At 49.1% G+C, this 18,818-nt stretch carries 13 protein-coding genes, 1 pseudogene and 1 riboswitch; of the genes and pseudogenes, 11 read left to right on the plus strand and 3 right to left on the minus strand.

What is annotated here, in order from left to right:
* Positions 1-230, plus strand: a pseudogene (locus L5M10_RS19390) (IS4 family transposase); the annotation flags it as partial.
* An 857-nt stretch (positions 231-1,087) separates the two neighbouring features.
* Here the strand turns inward: L5M10_RS19390 and metH are convergent.
* Entirely contained in the window at positions 1,088-4,822 is a 3,735-nt protein-coding gene (gene metH / locus L5M10_RS19395) for a methionine synthase (RefSeq protein WP_263255761.1), read from the minus strand.
* A 269-nt stretch (positions 4,823-5,091) separates the two neighbouring features.
* Here metH and L5M10_RS19400 point away from each other — a divergent pair, with 269 nt between their 5' ends.
* The 10 genes from L5M10_RS19400 (at position 5,092) to L5M10_RS19445 (ending at position 15,710) form a co-directional block, all read left to right on the plus strand.
* A complete protein-coding gene (locus L5M10_RS19400; protein ID WP_263148779.1) occupies positions 5,092-5,817 on the plus strand; it encodes a histidine phosphatase family protein in 726 nt (241 codons plus the stop codon).
* Positions 5,818-6,038: 221 nt separating this feature from the next.
* Positions 6,039-6,215, plus strand: a riboswitch (cobalamin riboswitch).
* Positions 6,216-6,313: 98 nt separating this feature from the next.
* Entirely contained in the window at positions 6,314-7,189 is an 876-nt protein-coding gene (locus tag L5M10_RS19405; RefSeq protein WP_263148780.1) for an ABC transporter ATP-binding protein, read from the plus strand.
* Entirely contained in the window at positions 7,186-8,316 is a 1,131-nt protein-coding gene (locus L5M10_RS19410; RefSeq protein WP_105251612.1) for a FecCD family ABC transporter permease, read from the plus strand. The genes L5M10_RS19405 and L5M10_RS19410 overlap by 4 nt, the downstream gene beginning before the upstream one ends.
* A gap of 208 nt (positions 8,317-8,524) precedes the next feature.
* Positions 8,525-9,607 carry a nicotinate-nucleotide--dimethylbenzimidazole phosphoribosyltransferase gene (gene cobT, locus L5M10_RS19415; RefSeq protein ID WP_263148782.1) on the plus strand — a complete coding sequence of 361 codons (1,083 nt, stop codon included), beginning with the start codon at positions 8,525-8,527 and terminating at the stop codon, positions 9,605-9,607.
* Between the two features lie 105 nt (positions 9,608-9,712).
* Complete coding sequence (locus L5M10_RS19420; protein WP_028759425.1) at positions 9,713-10,501, plus strand: adenosylcobinamide-GDP ribazoletransferase; 789 nt, start codon at positions 9,713-9,715, stop codon at positions 10,499-10,501.
* Positions 10,498-11,124 carry a bifunctional adenosylcobinamide kinase/adenosylcobinamide-phosphate guanylyltransferase gene (cobU, locus tag L5M10_RS19425; protein ID WP_263148783.1) on the plus strand — a complete coding sequence of 209 codons (627 nt, stop codon included), beginning with the start codon at positions 10,498-10,500 and terminating at the stop codon, positions 11,122-11,124. Before L5M10_RS19420 ends, cobU begins: the two co-directional genes overlap by 4 nt.
* A 105-nt stretch (positions 11,125-11,229) precedes the next feature.
* Positions 11,230-12,864: a cobyric acid synthase gene (locus L5M10_RS19430; protein ID WP_263255762.1), complete on the plus strand. Its 1,635-nt coding sequence runs from the start codon at positions 11,230-11,232 to the stop codon at positions 12,862-12,864.
* Between the two features lie 74 nt (positions 12,865-12,938).
* Positions 12,939-13,562 carry a cob(I)yrinic acid a,c-diamide adenosyltransferase gene (cobO, locus tag L5M10_RS19435; RefSeq protein WP_263148785.1) on the plus strand — a complete coding sequence of 208 codons (624 nt, stop codon included), beginning with the start codon at positions 12,939-12,941 and terminating at the stop codon, positions 13,560-13,562.
* A 209-nt stretch (positions 13,563-13,771) separates the two neighbouring features.
* Complete coding sequence (locus tag L5M10_RS19440) at positions 13,772-14,806, plus strand: DUF2235 domain-containing protein (RefSeq protein ID WP_263148786.1); 1,035 nt, start codon at positions 13,772-13,774, stop codon at positions 14,804-14,806.
* Between the two features lie 76 nt (positions 14,807-14,882).
* Positions 14,883-15,710, plus strand: coding sequence for a cobalamin-binding protein (locus tag L5M10_RS19445; protein WP_113941151.1), 828 nt, complete (start codon positions 14,883-14,885; stop codon positions 15,708-15,710).
* A gap of 62 nt (positions 15,711-15,772) precedes the next feature.
* On the opposite strand, the gene L5M10_RS19450 is transcribed toward L5M10_RS19445, so the two are convergent.
* Together L5M10_RS19450 and L5M10_RS19455 are read right to left on the minus strand one after the other, a co-directional pair.
* Positions 15,773-17,164: an NAD-dependent succinate-semialdehyde dehydrogenase gene (locus tag L5M10_RS19450; protein ID WP_011788372.1), complete on the minus strand. Its 1,392-nt coding sequence runs from the start codon at positions 17,162-17,164 to the stop codon at positions 15,773-15,775.
* Between the two features lie 217 nt (positions 17,165-17,381).
* Positions 17,382-18,500, minus strand: coding sequence for a glycerol dehydrogenase (locus L5M10_RS19455; protein ID WP_173243098.1), 1,119 nt, complete (start codon positions 18,498-18,500; stop codon positions 17,382-17,384).
* Positions 18,501-18,818: the final 318 nt, after the last annotated feature.

Raw genomic sequence — 18,818 nt, forward strand, 5'->3', positions numbered from 1 at the left:
TGGTTCAATGCCTGTTGTGGCTAGTTGGTTTACACGCACAGCAACAGGGCTGGGATAAGCATTTTCAGGCCAATACCATTGGGCATCGAACGGTACTCTCAACGATTCGCTTGGGATTGGAGGTACTCAGGCGGCCTGATTATCAAATCACGGAGAAAGAATTGCTGGCGGCCTGGGTATTATTCGCCAATCAGTTGCTCAAATATGGCTATGCTATGGCTGATTTATGAGGGGATCCTTCAGCACTTGTTATCGGCCTTGCAGTTGATTTTATAGTTGAATTTAAGTCTGAATCGATTTTTATGCAGATGAATATTTTTAGCTTCAAGTTATTATTTTCGTTACTTAGCATGCTCTGTGTGTATATTGCTATTGCAGTCACTTTTAATTTGAAACTGTTACCTATGCTTATAGGTAAAGATTATCCGTCAAATTACTTTAAATGGTCTAAATTTCGACTTATAGAAGTTTTCTTTTTATTTAACTTATGGGCTATGGGTCATTTTCAATATTTCACCGTCGTAATAGTTAATTTAGCTTTGGTTGAGTTGATACACTTATATTTAGTTTATAGAAGTATCAATAATAAGCTTGAGTCTACTATATAAATTGGTAAGTTGAGGACAATAAGGCGTGTGGAGTTGGCATAACTCTTTCAATGCGAAAAGTTAACTCTAATGCCACAGAAGTTCACCGATCCCCCTGCGAAGTTGTCGAAATACGCAGATAAAAATGCCGTGGTGACATCATGGATGATGGCGCAGGCTCGGGGGCACATGGATGTGCCATCTGAGCCGTTAGGCGATTTTTATTGGAGTATGAGACAGGTAACTAATGCATGTAACTTCGCTAGGGGCGGCAAGGGGAGATGCAAGAGGGGGATTGCTGTTGATCCCCTTCTTGCCCTGGTGTGGAATGGAATTCCACGACTTTGATTTTTTATTTTGATTTTTTATTTTGATTTTAAAGTTAGACATTAAAACTAAAAATAAGGGGCTACGACTCAGCCCCTTAATCGCGCATTTGTCTAATCTCCCAAGTGAAACTTGGGTACTAATGAGTACCAATGATTACTCAGGATCACTCCCTACTCAGGATCATAATCCAACACTGGCGCCAGCCACTTCTCCGTTTCCGCAATGCTCATCCCTTTGCGCTTCGCGTAATCTTCCACTTGATCGCGGCCGATATTACTCACGCCAAAGTAGCGGGATTTCGGGTGGGCGAAATACCAGCCCGATACTGCCGCTGTGGGGAACATGGCGTAGCTTTCGGTGATGTTCAAGTCGATGGTTTCATCGGGCTTGAGCAAGTCCCATAACAAACCTTTTTCTGTGTGGTCTGGGCAAGCTGGGTAGCCCGGTGCGGGGCGTATACCTTTGTATTTCTCGCGGATTAAGGCTTCGTTGCTTAACTGCTCATCGGCCGCATAACCCCAAAACTCTTTACGTACCCGTTCGTGCATCCGCTCGGCAAAGGCTTCGGCCAAACGGTCGGCTAAGCATTTGAGCATGATGGCGTTGTAGTCGTCGTGGTTGGCTTCAAAACGTGCCACATGTTCGTCTATGCCATGGCCTGTGGTCACCGCAAAGCCGCCCATGTAATCGGCGACGCCTGAGTCTTTTGGCGCAACAAAGTCGGATAGGCAGAAGTTGTCATTGCCGACACGCTCAAGCTGCATCCGCAGGTGATGTGTGGTCATTTCGACTGTGGTGCGCGACTCATCTGTGTAGAGTTCAATGTCGTCGTAATTGACGGTATTGGCAGGGAATAAGCCGATAACGGCTTTCGCCGTGAGCCACTTTTCTTCGATGATTTGTTTGAGCATGGCCTGACCATCGGCGAACAGCTTTTGCGCCTCGACGCCGACCACTTTATCGGTGAGGATTTCAGGGTAATGGCCATGCAGTTCCCACGAGCGGAAAAACGGTGTCCAGTCGATACGCTCGACTAAATCTTCTAACGGATAATTATCAAACACTTGGCGACCGAGCACGTTTGGCGTGAACGGGGTGTAATTGGCCCAATCGTGTTGGCAGCGGTTTTCACGGGCCGCTTCGAGTGAGACTATCTCTTTGCGCTTGGCTTGGGATAGGCGCTTAGTGCGCATGTCGTCGTATTCGGCATAGGTTTCGTCTATGGTCGCTTGGCGAGTCTCGTTGTTGATGAGCTTACTCACCATAGGCACGGCGCGGGACGCATCGGCGATATAAATGGCGCCATGAGGATAATGGGGCGCAATCTTCACCGCAGTGTGGATTTTCGAGCAAGTGGCGCCGCCGATAATCGCCGGAATGGTTAAGCCTTCACGGTGGAAGGTTTTCACGTTATGCACCATCTCGTCCAGACTCGGCGTGATGAGGCCCGACATGCCGATGATATCGATATTGTGTTCTTTCACGGCGTCGAGAATTCGCTCTACCGACACCATCACACCTAAATCGAATACCTCAAAACCGTTACAGGCGAGCACCACGCCGACGATATTCTTGCCGATATCGTGCACGTCACCTTTTACTGTCACCATCAAAATCTTGCCATTCGATTGGCCTTCGACCTTTTCTAGCTCGATATAAGGGTTTAAGTAAGCCACGGCTTTTTTCATCACCCGCGCCGATTTCACCACCTGCGGCAGGAACATCTTGCCCGAGCCGAACAAGTCGCCGACCACGTTCATGCCGTCCATCAAGGCGCCTTCAATCACATCCAGTGGACGTTTCGCTTCTTGGCGGGCGGCTTCGGTATCTTCATCGATAAATTCGGTAATGCCTTTGACGAGCGCATGGGATAAGCGTTGGCTTACTGGCCAGCTGCGCCATTCTAAATCTTCTTTCTTGCCCACCTGCGCGCCATCACCGCGGAATTTCTCTGCGATTTCAAGTAACTGCTCAGTATTGCTCGAGCCTTCCACTGGGCAGGGCAAGTTAAGCACCACGTTTTCGACCCGCACTTTAAGCTCAGGATCGATATCGTCGTAAATGGCTAACTGACCCGCGTTGACAATGCCCATGTCCATGCCGACTTTGATGGCGTGGTAGAGGAATACCGCGTGAATTGCTTCGCGCACTGGGTTGTTACCGCGGAACGAGAACGACACGTTCGATACGCCGCCCGAAATCATCGCGTGGGGCAGGGTGGCTTTAATCGCTTTAATGGCATCAATAAAATCGACTGCATAGTTGTCGTGTTCATCGATACCAGTGGAGATGGCGAAAATATTCGGGTCGAAGATGATGTCTTCTGGCGGAAAGCCGACTTTATCGACCAACACGCGGTAGGCGCGGGTACAGATTTCGATTTTACGCGCCTTAGTGTCGGCCTGACCTTGCTCGTCGAATGCCATGATAATGGCCGCCGCGCCGTAGCGTTTCACTAAGGTGGCTTGATCAATAAACTTGGCTTCGCCTTCTTTGAGGGAAATCGAGTTAACTATGCCCTTGCCTTGAATACATTTGAGGCCAGCTTCGATCACTTCCCACTTAGAGGAGTCGATCATAATAGGTACGCGGCTGATGTCGGGCTCAGAGGCAATCAAGTTTAAAAACTTGTGCATGATCTCGGCGCCATCGAGCATGCCTTCGTCCATGTTGATGTCGATGATTTGCGCGCCGCTTTCGACCTGCTCGCGGGCGACATCGAGCGCTTGCTCAAACTTGCCTTCTTTGATCAACTTTAAAAACTTGGCCGAACCTGTGACGTTGGTGCGCTCACCCACGTTAACGAACAGGGATTGGGCGTCGATAGTCAGTGGTTCCAAACCGGCCAAGCGGCAAGCGACCGGAATGTCTGGCAAAATACGTGGATCGTGACGGCTCACCGCTTCGCGGATCACGCGGATATGTTCAGGCGTACTACCACAACAACCCCCGATAATATTAAGCATGCCTTCGCGCGCCCAATCTTCGATCACGTTCGCCATGTCCTCTGGGGTTTCATCGTAACCGCCAAACTCGTTCGGCAGGCCTGCATTCGGATGCGCCGACACATAACACTCACTGATGCGGGATAATTCTTCCACATAGGGGCGTAATTCTTTTGGCCCAAGTGCACAGTTAAGACCGATAGATAAGGGCTTGATATGGCGAAGGGAATTGTAAAAGGCTTCGGTCGTTTGGCCAGTCAGTGTGCGGCCAGAGGCATCGGTAATGGTGCCCGAAATCATGATCGGCAATCTGTCTTTAGAATGCTGACCAAATAAGTCATCAAATACCGATTCAATCGCAAACAGTGCGGCTTTGGCATTTAAGGTATCAAATATGGTCTCGACCATAATGATATCCGCGCCGCCCTCAATCAGCGCCTTAGTGGATTCTTTGTAAGCAGTCACTAACTCATCGAAGCTGACGTTGCGATAGCCTGGGTCGTTCACATCAGGGCTAATCGAACACGTACGGTTAGTGGGGCCTAACACACCGGCGACGTAGCGTGGAATGCCTGTGGCAGCAAAGGCTTCATCACAAGCTTCACGGGCGAGGCGCGCGCCGACTAAGTTAATTTCGGCGGACAGCGACTGCATGTCGTAGTCGGCCATGGCGATGGTGGTGGCGTTAAAGGTGTTGGTTTCAATGATGTCGGCACCGGCGTTTAAGTAGTCGGTGTGAATTTGTTTGATGATGTGAGGTTGTGACAAGACCAAGAGGTCGTTGTTACCTTTGACATCCGTATGCCAATCTTTAAAGCGTTCGCCGCGATAGTCCTCTTCTTCCAGCTTGTAGCCTTGGATCATAGTGCCCATGGCACCGTCTAAGATCAGAATGCGCTCTGCAAGCTGTTTGCGAATGTCTGCTAATATTTGGCTGGCTTTGGTTGAGGGTATCGTCATAAATAATTACCTTAAATACAGCTAAGTTAAGTCCAAAAATCGGCCATTGTTATGCTAAGTGCATTTTATTGTCGTCTGCCGACATTTTTTGAATACTTGTTCTTAAAAATTTGCTTTGGACATTTAAACGTATAGACGTCCATAATACGCGACTTATGATTGTCAGGGCAAGATGAAAGTCAAAGGCATTAGGAGCGAGAATCGAGAATCAAGAATTTAGGCACTTGGCTTGAGTTCCTAGCATCTAGTCCCTAACTAAAAAGGCATATATGAAACAAGTTCGGTTGTTATTGTTACGCCACGGTGAGTGTGAAGGCGGCGCTATTTTGCGGGGTCGTGTGGATGTGCCTTTGAGTAAAAAGGGTTGGCAACAAATGTCGGCAGCAGTTGAGTCACAGGCCAGCGTGTGTAGCGCGATTTATAGCTCGATTTCACGCCGCTGCGCCGATTTTGCCCACGCTTTTGCCGCCGAGTTGCATTCGACGGCGGCACTGATATCTGAGTCAAGGCCATTGCAGGCGCAGTGTTTGTCGGGTTTACAGGAAATTGATTTTGGTGATTGGGACGGTTGTCGGCTCGATGAACTGTATCAACAAGAGGGCGAACGCTTAGCTGCGTATTGGCAAAACCCTTGGCAAACTCCGCTGCCTAATGGTGAAACTATGGCAAGTTTTGAGTCGCGGGTGAATGGGACGATTGACCAGATACTCGCCGCCGAGTTTGAACGATTGACCCTTGACTCACATAAAATGGGTAATGAAAACAGTGCCGTTAATGAAACCGCTGACAATATGCCAGCCACTCAAGTGTGGGTCGTGACCCACGGCGGGGTGATCCGTCACTTAATGGCGCGTGCCCTAGGGGTTGAACGGGCGGTGGGGTTTTATAGTCAACTCGATTTACCCGTGGCGGCCGTGGTGAGCATTAATGTGCTGCAAGATGAACAGGGTGTCTGCTATTGGCGTTTAGATTGGCCTAGTGGGCGCAGGTGTTGAGGCCTTATTTCACTATCTCGGCGCTATCATGTAGGCGTGATCGTTTGGCGAGAATAAGCTGACATGAAAATATTCTGATTTAAACAGCATTGCCTAATGGTATAGATGTAGGATAATGCTTTTCCCTGACGTTTGAACCAGATAGCGTATTACATGCGCAATGAGTGATAACGTCGCAGAAATAGGTGTTGGGAATAGACTCTCTTTGTTCGAATCGCTCCGTTGTTTTAATTCACAGTGGCGTTGTTAACAAAGAGCATATCAACCCAAACATAATAGGGAATCGGGGAACTGCTCGTCAGTCAGCCCGAACTGTGCCCGCAACTGTGAGTAGTGAAAAAGATCTCGAATCTTCTTCCCTACGAGTCAGGAGACCTGCCTATTTCTGTTATCGCTGCGTGCAGCCTTAGTTCTCGAGCGGGTGACTCGAGGGAGCAGATGACAATATGCACAACCTTTTTTATACAGGTTTGGACTCGATAGGAGCGCCGCTTAGGTGAAACTTTCCGCAATCCAAACTAATAGCCCCGTGAATGACACTAACCCATCATTGAGCCCGTCAGTCGCGCTCAATGTGAGTCATTTGAGCTGGTGTATCGATGGCAAAACCATACTTTCCGATATTAACTTTACGCTGCCAATGGGGCAGATGCTGGGGTTGATTGGCCCTAACGGTGCGGGCAAGTCCAGTTTGCTGCGCTGTTTGTATCGGTTTGTTCGCCCGACTCAGGGCAAAATTACCCTTTTTGATCAAGATATTGAGCGCTTGTCGCCCAAGGCGTTTGCCTGTCGCGTCGCCGTAGTGCAGCAGGATACACCGCACTATTTTGACCTCACCACAGAGCAATTGGTCAGCATGGGCTTAACGCCCCACAAGGGCATGTTTGATACCAATTCGAGCTGTGATACTGAGCGTATTGCTAAGGCTTTAGAGAAAGTTGGCTTGAGCCATAAGATGCACCAACAATATGAGCACTTATCCGGCGGTGAAAAGCAACGCGCCTTGATTGCCCGCGCCATAGTGCAGCAGCCGCAACTTTTAATCCTCGATGAGCCAACGAACCACCTCGATGTGCGCTATCAAATTCAAATCCTCGAATTGGTGCGTAGTCTTGGGATTAGCGTGATTGCCTCAATTCATGATCTTAATTTAGCCAGTGCCCTGTGCGATAGTTTGTTGTTGATCCATAACGGGGAAGTCAGCGCTATGGGGACGCCAACCGAAGTATTAACCGAGGCGCGAATTGGCGATGTGTTTGGCGTGTGTGCTCAGGTATCGCCCCATCCACAACATAAAAAGCCCTTAATCAGCTATTTTTATGGTTACCACCATGTAGATCATGGCCTGAACGAGCGAGGCGAGGGTGGATGACTCAGGGGAGTAAACAATATTTCATCTCATATTTGGGGCGTATCGTGACACCGTTGACGAGACAACAACTGATGCTGCTCGTATTAGGTATCATCACTTTGATAACGCCTATTGCCGCGACGAGTTTTGGTGCGGCGAACATCAGTTTTACTGATGTTATTCAAGTGTTTATCAATAAGGCGACGAACCTCACTCAAGCCAATGGCATGACTGAGCGCATTGTGATGGAGCTCAGGCTACCGCGCATTTTACTGGCTTTTGTGGCGGGTGCGGGTTTGTCACTGGCGGGCAGTGTGTTGCAAACCGTGACTCGCAATCCGCTCGCCGATCCCTATTTGTTTGGCATTAGCTCTGGCGCGTCCTTTGGTGCTGTGGTGATGTTGACCTTATTCACTGGCTCTGGATTTTTTGATAATGCGGGCATGGCGGCACATTCTGGGCTTTTTAGCGGTTCGGGCGCCTTGTCTGGTTTGCTTTGGTTTAGCTTGCCCTTGGGCGCTTTTATTGGCGCCAGTTTGTCGGTACTGATAGTGCTTGCTTTGTCTGGGCTTGGGCTCAATAGCCAAGTGGAGCGCATGTTGCTCTCTGGTGTGGCGACCTCCTTTATGTTCGGCGCATTAACGAGTCTGCTGCTGTATTTCGCCAGTCCGCAGGCGACAGCCTCTGTGCTGTTTTGGAGTTTAGGCAGTTTCGCTAAGGCCAGTTGGTCCTTGTTAGTACTGCCGACACTGGTGATTGGTGCGAGTTTATTCATTATTTTAGGCATGAAACGGCAGATCATGGCGTTGCAGGCGGGGGATGAAACGGCGCATACCTTAGGGGTGAATGTGCCTAAGCTGCGGCTCAATATGTTGCTGCTCTGCTCCTTGATTACCGCTATTTTGGTGGCTACATGCGGCGGTATCGGTTTTGTCGGGTTAATGATCCCCCACACAGTACGCATGCTGTTTCCCGGTCGTCAGCCGATTTTATTAACGGCGCTGGTGGGCGGATTATTTATGGTGTGGATTGATGTATTAGCGCGCTGTTTATTGGGTAATCAAGAGTTGCCCGTGGGCATTATCACGGCCGCCATAGGTAGCATGTTCTTTTTGCTGATTTTACGTAAGCGTAGAGTCATGCCGTAAATACAAGGTCATGCCGTAGTCACCTAGTCAGGACGTAAACCCAGAGTTAAGTCGTCATCTTTGAGTCATGCCGTAAGTGCAGACTGACGGGATAATCAGTATTTCTGTTGATATCCCACCCGCGATTGGAAATGCACAATTGGACATGTTCGTCATAGACGCGGGATGCGTTGTGGTTATTTAATGTAGATTACAAAGTGGAGTGTGGATGTCTCAGTCAGCCGTGTCTTTTCAAATAAGCCTTGTGAGTAAAGCGCAGGATCTGGTGATTCTGCAGAAAATTGATCTTAAGACTAAGCCGCCCGGCGCCTTAGGTCAGCTCGAATCCTTAGCCTTGCAGATTGCCCGCGTGCAAACGACTGATTTGCAAAAAACGGAGCAGCCACAAACGGATGTGCTCAAAATAGTCCATCCAACTATGTTAGTGTTTGCGGGGGATCATGGCATTGCCGCAGAAGGCGTGTCGATTGCCCCTAGCGAAGTGACTCACCAAATGGTGCAAAACTTTGCCCATGGCGGCGCGGCGATTAACGTTTTTTGTCGGCAGGTGGGCTTTAAGCTCGAAGTGATCGATTGCGGTATGTTAACGCCAGTTGAAGGAGTTGAAGGTATTATCGATCAACGTCTTGGCGCTGGAACGGGGGCAATCCATTTAGAACCCGCGATGACGTTGGAAACCGTCGATAAAGGCTTTGCTATGGCGCGCGATTTGATTGAGCGTCACCATCAAGCGGGTTGTAACTTAGTCGCCTTTGGTGAAATGGGCATAGGCAATACCTCCTCTGCTGCGGCCATTATGGCGGCGATTATGCAGCTGGATGTGATTGATTGCGTTGGCCGTGGTACTGGCATTAATAGCGAAACCTTAGAACGTAAACTGATGCTGATTGAGCTCGCGTTATTGCTGCATCAAAGCGCTTTAACTGGGCCTAAGTCAGTGTTAGCTTGCCTAGGAGGCTTTGAAATTGTGCAGATGACGGGGGCTATGTTAGCCGCCGCCGAACGTAAAATGCTGGTGGTCGTGGACGGTTTTATCGCGACAGCGGCGGCATTAGTCGCAGTGCAAATCGCCCCCAATGTGCGTGATTATTTGATTTTTGCCCATCAATCCGATGAGCAAGGTCATCTGCGAATGTTAGAATTTTTGCAGGCTAAACCTTTATTATCCCTAGGGCTGAGATTAGGCGAAGGTACGGGGGCGGCGTTGGCATTGCCGCTTATTCAAGCCTCAGTAAATTTTTACAATCAAATGGCGAGTTTTAGTGATGCGGGGATTGAGGCTGTTGTATGATGTGCTCTGCTAAGTCGCTTATTTTACTTATTTAAAATAATAGCCTTTAGCCAACCGTTTTAATTTTAAACCTTGCAGCAAGTGTGAATTCACTAAGGATGCTTTATGTCAGAACGCGAAAGCTGGCACAAAGAGATAGATTTATTTTTAGTTGCCATGGGCTATTTTACCCGCATTCCTATGCCTAAGTGGGTCGAAGTCGATAGCGATAAGTTGAATAAGGCCAGCCGTTATTTCGGTCTCGTCGGTCTTCTGGTCGGTTTGTTAAGCGCCATAGTGTTTTGGCTGACGCAGAACTGGCTCCCCGCTGGCGTTTCTGTTCTTTTAGCTATGTTGGTTGGCGTCTTGCTCACGGGCGGATTCCACGAGGATGGCCTCGCCGATACCTTCGACGGTTTTGGCGGGGGTTGGACGGCTGAAGACAAGCTGCGGATCATGAAAGACTCGCGCCTTGGCAGTTATGGCGCACTGGCACTGATGTTGGCCCTGCTGCTGAAATGGCAGTTGTTAGTCGAGTTGGCCCTGTACGATCCTGTAGTCGCGGGTTCTGCACTTATCGTCGCGCACACAGTGAGCCGTGTGGTATCAGCCAGTATCATCTTTAGTGAAAAATATGTCCGCGATGACGAGACCAGTAAGTCTAAGCCGCTATCGCAACATCAAGGCATTAATGAGCTGCTTATCCTGATCGCCAGCGGCGTATTAGTGCTGTTATTCCTCAAGGGGTTAGCGGCATTGTCATTGCTATTGGTGATGATAGGACTGCGCCGTTTGATCATAGTGATCTTTAGACGCCAGATTGGCGGTTACACGGGTGATACCTTAGGCGCGGCGCAACAAATATCTGAAATCGTGTGTTATTTTGTATTGCTCGTTGTGGGTAACATACTGTGATCCACCTCGTCCTAGGCGGCGCCCGTAGCGGTAAGAGTCGTTACGGCGAAGCCTTAGTGCGTCAGTACACTGCGCTTGGCTTCGATGCCTGCTATGTGGCGACGGCGCAGGCGCTAGATGATGAAATGGCGACACGTATCGCCAAGCATCAAGCGGGACGATCGGACGATGGTATCGAATGGCAATTGTTTGAAGAGTCGCTCGCCCTCACTGCACTGTTAAAACAGTTAGCAAAACCTGGGCGAGTGATTTTAGTAGACTGTTTAACTCTTTGGTTAACGAATCAATTACTTGCATCGAACGTTAACATCGATGATGAACCCGCGCCGACTGAGTGGAATGCGACTGACTTTGCCGTTTCACCCTCTGCCACTTCAACCTCTGACGATAAAGCTCATGCGAGTTGGCAGGCCGAGAAAACCGCTTTTGTGGATTCCCTCGTCGAGCTTGAGGGAGTGGTGATTTTGATCAGTAACGAAGTCGGTTCTGGCATAGTACCCTTAGGTGAGTTGAGCCGACAATTTGTCGATGAAGCGGGCTGGTTAAATCAAGCCGTGGCGACCTTAGCGGATAATGTCACCTTAGTGGTCGCTGGTTTACCCTTAGCATTGAAACCACTTTAGACTTTGGGCTCAGTCCACGTTTTAAGCTTAAGTTGCATACTTAAGTGATTTTTAGACTGAGCTGTTATGTTAATGACTGCAAACTAGAATAAGCCTTTTAAACCTATGTCCTCTCCAAACACAGACAACACAGCCTGTGCTAATGCACTCGATACCGCTGACACTACTGTAGTTAATACGCCCGCAATTAATACGCCTGCGGTTAATTCACCTCGGCGCGCGGCAGTCTTGATGGTGCAGGGCACTACATCGGATGCGGGCAAGAGCACCTTAGTCGCAGGCATTTGTCGTTTGCTCGCCCGTCAGGGGATTAAGGTTGCGCCCTTTAAGCCGCAAAATATGGCGCTCAATAGCGCTGTTACTGTCGATGGCGGCGAGATTGGCCGCGCACAGGCCTTGCAAGCCGTGGCCTGTTATCTTGAGCCCCATACCGATTTTAATCCCATACTGCTTAAACCAAGCTCGGACACGGGCGCGCAAATTATCGTTCATGGCAAAGCCCTGACAACACTCGAAGCCTCGGCCTTTTTTGGGCCTAAATCTAAGGATTACAAGGCAATGGCGCTTGGCGCTGTGCTGGAATCCTTCGAGCGATTGACGGCCCAGTATCAAACCATAGTGGTGGAAGGCGCGGGCAGTCCGGCGGAGATCAATCTGCGCGAAGGTGATATTGCCAACATGGGATTTGCCGAAGCCGTGGGTTGTCCTGTGATTATCATTGCTGATATCGATAAGGGTGGCGTATTTGCCCATTTGGTCGGGACCTTGGCCTTGTTATCAGAATCCGAACAGGCGCGGGTAAAGGGCTTTGTGATCAACCGTTTCCGTGGCGATATTAGCCTGCTGCAATCAGGGCTCGATTGGCTTGAAGCTTATACTCAAAAGCCTGTTTTAGGTGTGTTGCCTTATCTGCATGATTTACATCTCGATGCCGAAGATGCGCTGATAAGCTCGCCGACCAAAGGCGCTAACAGCCGCTTAAAAGTGCGGGTATTAGTGTACCCGAGGATCAGTAATCACACGGATTTTGATCCGCTGCGGCTGCATCCCGATATTGATTTTGATTATGTGTCGTTGCAAACCCAAGCCGCGAGTCACGCGACTCATTTGCCCGCTGCCGATGTATTGATCTTACCCGGTAGTAAGAATGTGCGCGCCGATTTAGCCTTTTTACGCCAGCAAGGCTGGGATAAAGATATCGCCACACACCTGCGTTACGGCGGCAAAGTGCTCGGCATTTGCGGCGGCTATCAAATGTTAGGCCAAAGCATTGCCGATCCCTTAGGCATTGAAGACAGTGCGGGTGATACCGCAGGACTTGGCTACCTGCCGCTGAGCACAGAACTGAAAGCCGAAAAACAGTTACGGCGAGTGAGCGGTGAGCTAACGTTACTTGGGCAAAAGGTTGCTGTTAAGGGCTATGAAATCCACTGCGGTGAATCAAGCTATCTTATCCCTAGGCTTGAACAAACGAATGCGCCCTTGCAGTTAATCCCTGATTCCACATCTATGAGCTTTGCCGATGGCCTGCAAAGTGATGACGGGCAAATCCTTGGCACTTATTTACATGGGCTGTTTGATAGCCCGGATGCGTGTCAGTTGATTTTGCGCTGGGCGGGATTAAACGATGCTAAGGCGATAGATATCAATCAAATACGTGAGCAGCAGCTCGATCGTTTAGCCGATGTGTTAGCTGAGCATTTAGACATGCAAAAATTACAGCCAATTTTAGAAACATAAGTTTTAGAAACATAAGTTTTAGAAACATAAGTTTTAGAAGCAGACATTTTTAGCAGCAGAGTGAAGAGAAGACCATGACAGCACAAAACTACAACGAACAAGCGCAAATCAAGGCCGAACGCCACAAGGCTCGCCAACAAAAAGTGAAAGCCGGTGTGGATGCTAAAATTGCCGCCGCCCAAGAGGAGAAGGGGATTCTGCTGGTGTTAACCGGTAACGGTAAAGGCAAATCGACCTCAGGTTTTGGCACTGTGGCCCGCGCCGTCGGTCACGGTAAAAAAGCCGCGGTCGTGCAATTTATCAAAGGCACTTGGGAGTGCGGTGAGCGTAATTTACTCGAAGGTGCAGGGGTTGAGTTTCATGTAATGGGCACAGGTTTTACCTGGGAAACCCAAGATAAAGAAAAAGATACCGCCGCCGCAGTACTCGCTTGGGAAGCCGCCGAAGCCCTGCTGCAAGATGAGAGCATAGATTGCGTGATGCTCGATGAACTCACCTATATGGTGAGCTATCACTATTTAGATGTGGAACGTGTCCTTAGCGCACTTAAAAATCGTCCACCCATGCAGCATGTGATTATTACGGGCCGTGCTTGTCATCGGGCGATTATCGAGCTGGCTGATACTGTCAGCGAAGTACAACCGTTGAAACACGCATTCGAAGCGGGTATCAAGGCACAGCAAGGTTTTGACTACTAATCGAACCTTGTAAAAGTCGGCGCATAAGTGACGCAGCATTGTTGGTTGCAATGTTAAGTAAGACGCGCGAATGGCTTTAGCACAGGCATAAAATGCGCTAAGTTTGAGGACGAGTAACTGCCTATTAGTGACTAGCGACAATTTGTTGTTAGCGACTATAGGTTAGCCACTAACCGTTGAGCGTTCAAAGTGTTCTCAAGGATGATCCTATGAATAAACGTATTGTGATTTGTGCCGATGGGACTTGGAATCGACCCGAGAAAGATCTTAAGGTCGATTTCCCCACCAATGTGCTGCGCCTCGCGCGGGCGATTAGCCCGATAGCGGCTGATGGCAAACCCCAGCAGGTATTTTATGATTGGGGCGTGGGTTCCTATTACGATCAAGCCATTGGCGGTGCGACAGGACGCGGTTTACATAAAAACATCATGGATGGGTATCGCTATATAGTGCAAAACTATTCCCCCGGCGATGAGATTTACCTCTTTGGTTTTAGCCGTGGTGCTTACACTGTGCGTTGTTTGTGTGGCTTGATTAATAACTGCGGCATACTTAAACGCCCCGATGCGGCGTTGATTCAACAAGCTTTCGACCACTATAAAAAAAGCAGTGCGCCCTTTGCGCCTGATGGTGAAAAATCCCTCGAATTTAGAGCGAGATACAGTCATGAATCTCGGGAAATCAAGTTTGTTGGCGTGTGGGATACCGTGGGCGCTATGGGGATCCCTATCTCGTTTTTAGGTTTGTTCGAAGATAAAGACGAGTTTTACGACACTAAAATTGGCCGCAATGTGCGCGTTGCCCGCCATGCCTTAGCCATAGATGAACATCGCAGTGATTTTGAGCCGACCATTTGGCAACTGCGTGACAATATGGACATGCAGCAAGTGTGGTTTGCGGGCGCCCATAGCAATATTGGCGGCAGTTATAAACCCGATAAAGACGGTTCATTGTTGTCGGATATTGCACTGTTGTGGATGATATCCGAGGCGCAGAAATTTAATTTAAGCCTAGAGCCACACTTAGCCGCGAGTGTGCATCCAAATCCGCTCGCGACCTTACATGACTCGAGACGCAGTTTTTATCGGATAAAACAGGAATATTTGCGACCACTCGACCCTGAGCAAGTCCCAGTACTTTTGCATCATTCGGTGAAGGCCCGCTGGGATCAAGATCCTCAGTATCGCCCCAAGAATCTACAAACTTATATCGAACACTATGGCTGGCCAGAGCAGCTAGTTTAACTCTATAACCCCAAGTGACCTGAAGCTACTACGCCTGCATCTTCAGGCGGTTTGGGGATAAATACTAAGGCATATCATGATTAAGCGACACTTAGCTGGACTCGTTTTTGGGCTCAGTCTGTTTCTTCCCCATAGCGTATTGGCCGAGCCCGCTAAACGCATTATTGCGCTCTCGCCCCACGCGGTAGAAATGCTCTACGCCATAGGCGCGGGCGATACGATTGTGGCCGCAACCGATTATGCGGATTATCCCGAGGCGGCAAAAAATATCCCGCGTATTGGCGGTTACTACGGCATTCAAATGGAGCGGGTGATGGAGCTTAATCCCGATCTGATTGTGGTGTGGGATTCGGGTAATAAAGCCGAAGATATCAACCAGCTTAGGACGTTAGGATTTAACCTTTATGGTAGCGATCCTAAAACCTTAGAAGGCGTCGCCAAGGAGCTTGAAGAGTTAGGCCAACTTACGGGGCATGTTGAAGAAGCAAGCAAGGCTGCGGCCGCTTATCGCGCTGAGCTTATCCGATTGCGGGTTGAAAATGCTAAAAAATCAGAACCTAAGGTATTTTATCAACTCTGGTCGACCCCCTTGATGACAGTCTCTAAAAACAGTTGGATCCAACAGATCATCAGTGTGTGCCATGGACAAAATGTGTTTTACGATGCTGCCAGTGATTATCCGCAAGTCAGTTTAGAAAACGTCTTGCTGACCTTGCCCGAGGTGATTTTGCAGAGTGAAGAAGAAGGTAATGTGAAAGGGGTTGATTGGCGCCAATGGCCAGAAATTCCTGCCGTGAAGAAACAGCATATTTATCAACTCAATGCCGATTTATTACACCGCGCGACGCCCAGAGCTTTACTTGGCGTTCAAGCCTTATGTGATGCCTTGGATAAAGCACGTTAAATAAAACGCCTGACAGATTATTCCGTCAGGCGTTTAGTCAGATGTTGCTATTTTCTAAGCGTTTAGAAAGGCGCGTTGATGTCGACCACATTAATCAGCTTGTGGTTTACAAACTCTTTCAATCCTAAATCAATCAACTCGCGGCCATAACCTGAGCGGCGCACGCCACCAAAGGGCAAGTCGGCCTTGACCATAGTTGGATGATTGACAAACATCATGCCTGTGGAAACCTGCTTAGCGACCGCCAGCCCGCGTTGGGTGTCGGCGGTAAACACTGAGCCACCCAGTCCAAAGGGTGAGTCATTGGCGATGGCAATCGCTGCTTGCTCATCCTTCACCCTGTGGATACTGGACACAGGGCCGAAGAATTCCCAATAGTAGGCGGGGTTATCTGGCGTCAGGTTTGTCAGTATTGTTGGCTGCACAAAGGCGCCTTGCTGCGGCACTTTAGGACCCACTTCGGTCGCGGTTGCGCCGTGTTTTACGGCATCACGGATCTTCTGCTTCAACTCATCGGCCGCGCCTTGGGAAGACAGCGGCGCTAGCGTAGTGGCCGAGTCCATAGGATCGCCCGCTTTTAGCGCTTCGATCCCCTTGATATAACCCTTCATAAATTCATCGTAAATGGCTTCAACTAAGATCATCCGCTTAGATGATGTACAGACCTGTCCCGCGTTCCAGTGACGGCCAAACACAGCCCAGTCGATAGTTTTAGGCAGATCGGCATCTTCAAGTACGATAAAGGCATCTGCGCCACCCAGTTCTAGGGTGGACTTTTTCAGTGCCTTACCCGCCAGAGCGGCAATGATCGATCCCGCATCTTCTGATCCCGTGAGCGCAACACCATGCACTTTGGGTGAATTGATGATCTGTTCTATCTGCTCTCGGGTGGCATACAGATTTTGGAATGCACCTGAGGGCAGTCCGGCATCGCGCATTAAGCCTTCAAAGGCCGCTGCGCACTGGGGCACGTTGGATGCATGTTTGAGTAGTAAGGTATTTCCGGCGGCAAGCTGCGGCGCTAAGATGCGCGCAATTTGGTAGTAGGGAAAGTTCCAAGGTTCGATGGCCAATAATACGCCCAGCGGCTCATTAACCAGTATCGCTTCACCTTCGGCGGGATCGGCAACCGGCAGTTTTTGCGGTGCCAGCAGTCGCTCGGCATGTTCGGCGTAGTATTCGAAAATTTGCGCCGACAGTTCGACTTCAGCTTCGGCTTCTGCTGTGACTTTGCCCATTTCTAAGGTCAGTAGATTGGCGTATTTGGATTTGTTGTCTCTGAGGATCTTCGCTGCCTTAGACAGTATTGCGGCCTTGTCGGCAAAGGGAGTGGTTCGCCAGCTTAAAAATGCCTGATGGGCGGATTCTATCGCCTGTGTGACTTCGGTATCTGTTGCATTTGGAAATTCTTTAATGAGCTTTCCCGTAAAGGGATTGGTTGTTGCATAAGCCATATGTGCCTCCAAGCGTTTAACAAATAGAGCGTAAATGCCAGCTTTGGCATCGAGGGTGGAAATGTCTTGTTTGTTGTGGACTCCCTTGCCATTGATTATGTGGCAAGGAAGCCTAGGATGAACGGTAAATTCGTGTGGCAGCAGGAACTGTTTCAGTAGTATTAATTAATAAAATCATATGGTTGCCACCTGCGGAGTACACGTCATATTGTTACGGTTAACAAGCTTCAGCTGTTTTATAGCGTTCAGCCATGGCATTGGCGGCTATCATGGCTTGATAGACATCATCTGCGGTTAATTTCATCGGCATATTGCCCATAGTATCGCCCTCTGCACAGGCTATCTCAGCCACTTTGCGCCACTCGGCCTCGATAAAGGTTTTCAGCCCTAAATCTGCGAGAGTGAGCGGTAGTCCCGCTGTTTTGATGATGCGGATAACGTTATCGATTTCGGTTTTTGGGGCATTTTCGAGCACGAGCTGAGTTAGCAGCCCAAAGACGACTTTCTCGCCGTGCTGAGCTTTATGTAAGTCTGCCACCGCTGACATACCATTGTTTACGGCATGTGCGGCGGCTAACCCGCCCGCTTCTGCACCAACACCACTGAGATAGATGGTGGCTTCAATGGTTTGCTCTAGCGCAGGTGTGACTATTTTGTTTTTAACGGCGTCCATAGCAGCTTCAACATTTTCAGTCAGTAACTGATAACAAAGTTGGGCCAATCCCAGCCCTGTGCGGGAAGGCTTTTTCAGGACTAGGTTGACGCCATCTGATTGATAGCAGGCACGAGCTTCAAAATAGGTTGCCAGTGCATCGCCTATGCCTGCCGCAAAAAATCGGGCCGGAGCCGCGGCGATAATAGCAGTGTCGGCAACTACAGCATCTGGGTTCTGTGGCAGAAACAGATAGCGTTCAAACTCACCTGTTTCGGAGTAGATCACTGCAAGTGCAGTACAAGGCGCATCGGTTGAGGCAATTGTGGGGTACAAGATGACTGGCTTTTTTTGATAGAAGGCGACGGCTTTGGCGGCATCTAAGGTTTTTCCACCGCCAACTCCAACAATAACGTTGGTATGATGCTGTTCTGCCAGCGCGCCTAAGCGCTTTATCTCGGCTTCGCTGCACTCATAGTTGAATTTTTCGAGGTGGCTGCTGATCCCATTTTGATCTAGCCCAGCGACCGCTTCATTCTTCACGCGGCTGAGGATAAATTCATCGCAGATGATAAAAGCATTGTCACCAAAGTCCTTAACATAATCATGCATTTGAGCTAATAGGCCCTTGCCGATAATGAATTTTTTAGGGGAAGTGACGGTACGTGGAACGACAGTGCTCATAGAGCCTCCTTTGCACTTATGACGGTTATCCTTTCATTCTTACCCTAGCATACGCCTAAATTAATGTCATAGCATGAATGGTGGCAATGTTTTTATTGCTAAGCGTAAATTACTACTTTAGTGCTTAATTGTTAGATTAATAATGTGGTTTATTGTTTTATTTTTCGAGTTAAATGCTTTGGTTTCTCCCTGATTTAAGGCAAGGATAGGGCGCAGAGAGCGAGGCGATCTAAGCGGGCGAAGAGATGTAAGATCTCAAAAAAAGCTAACGGTGGATTGTGCGAATAGCGGTAAACGTCTGCTGTCTAAACACTGCAT

The sequence above is a fragment of the Shewanella sp. SM32 genome, from assembly GCF_025654235.1.
Classification (GTDB): Bacteria; Pseudomonadota; Gammaproteobacteria; order Enterobacterales; family Shewanellaceae; genus Shewanella; species Shewanella oncorhynchi.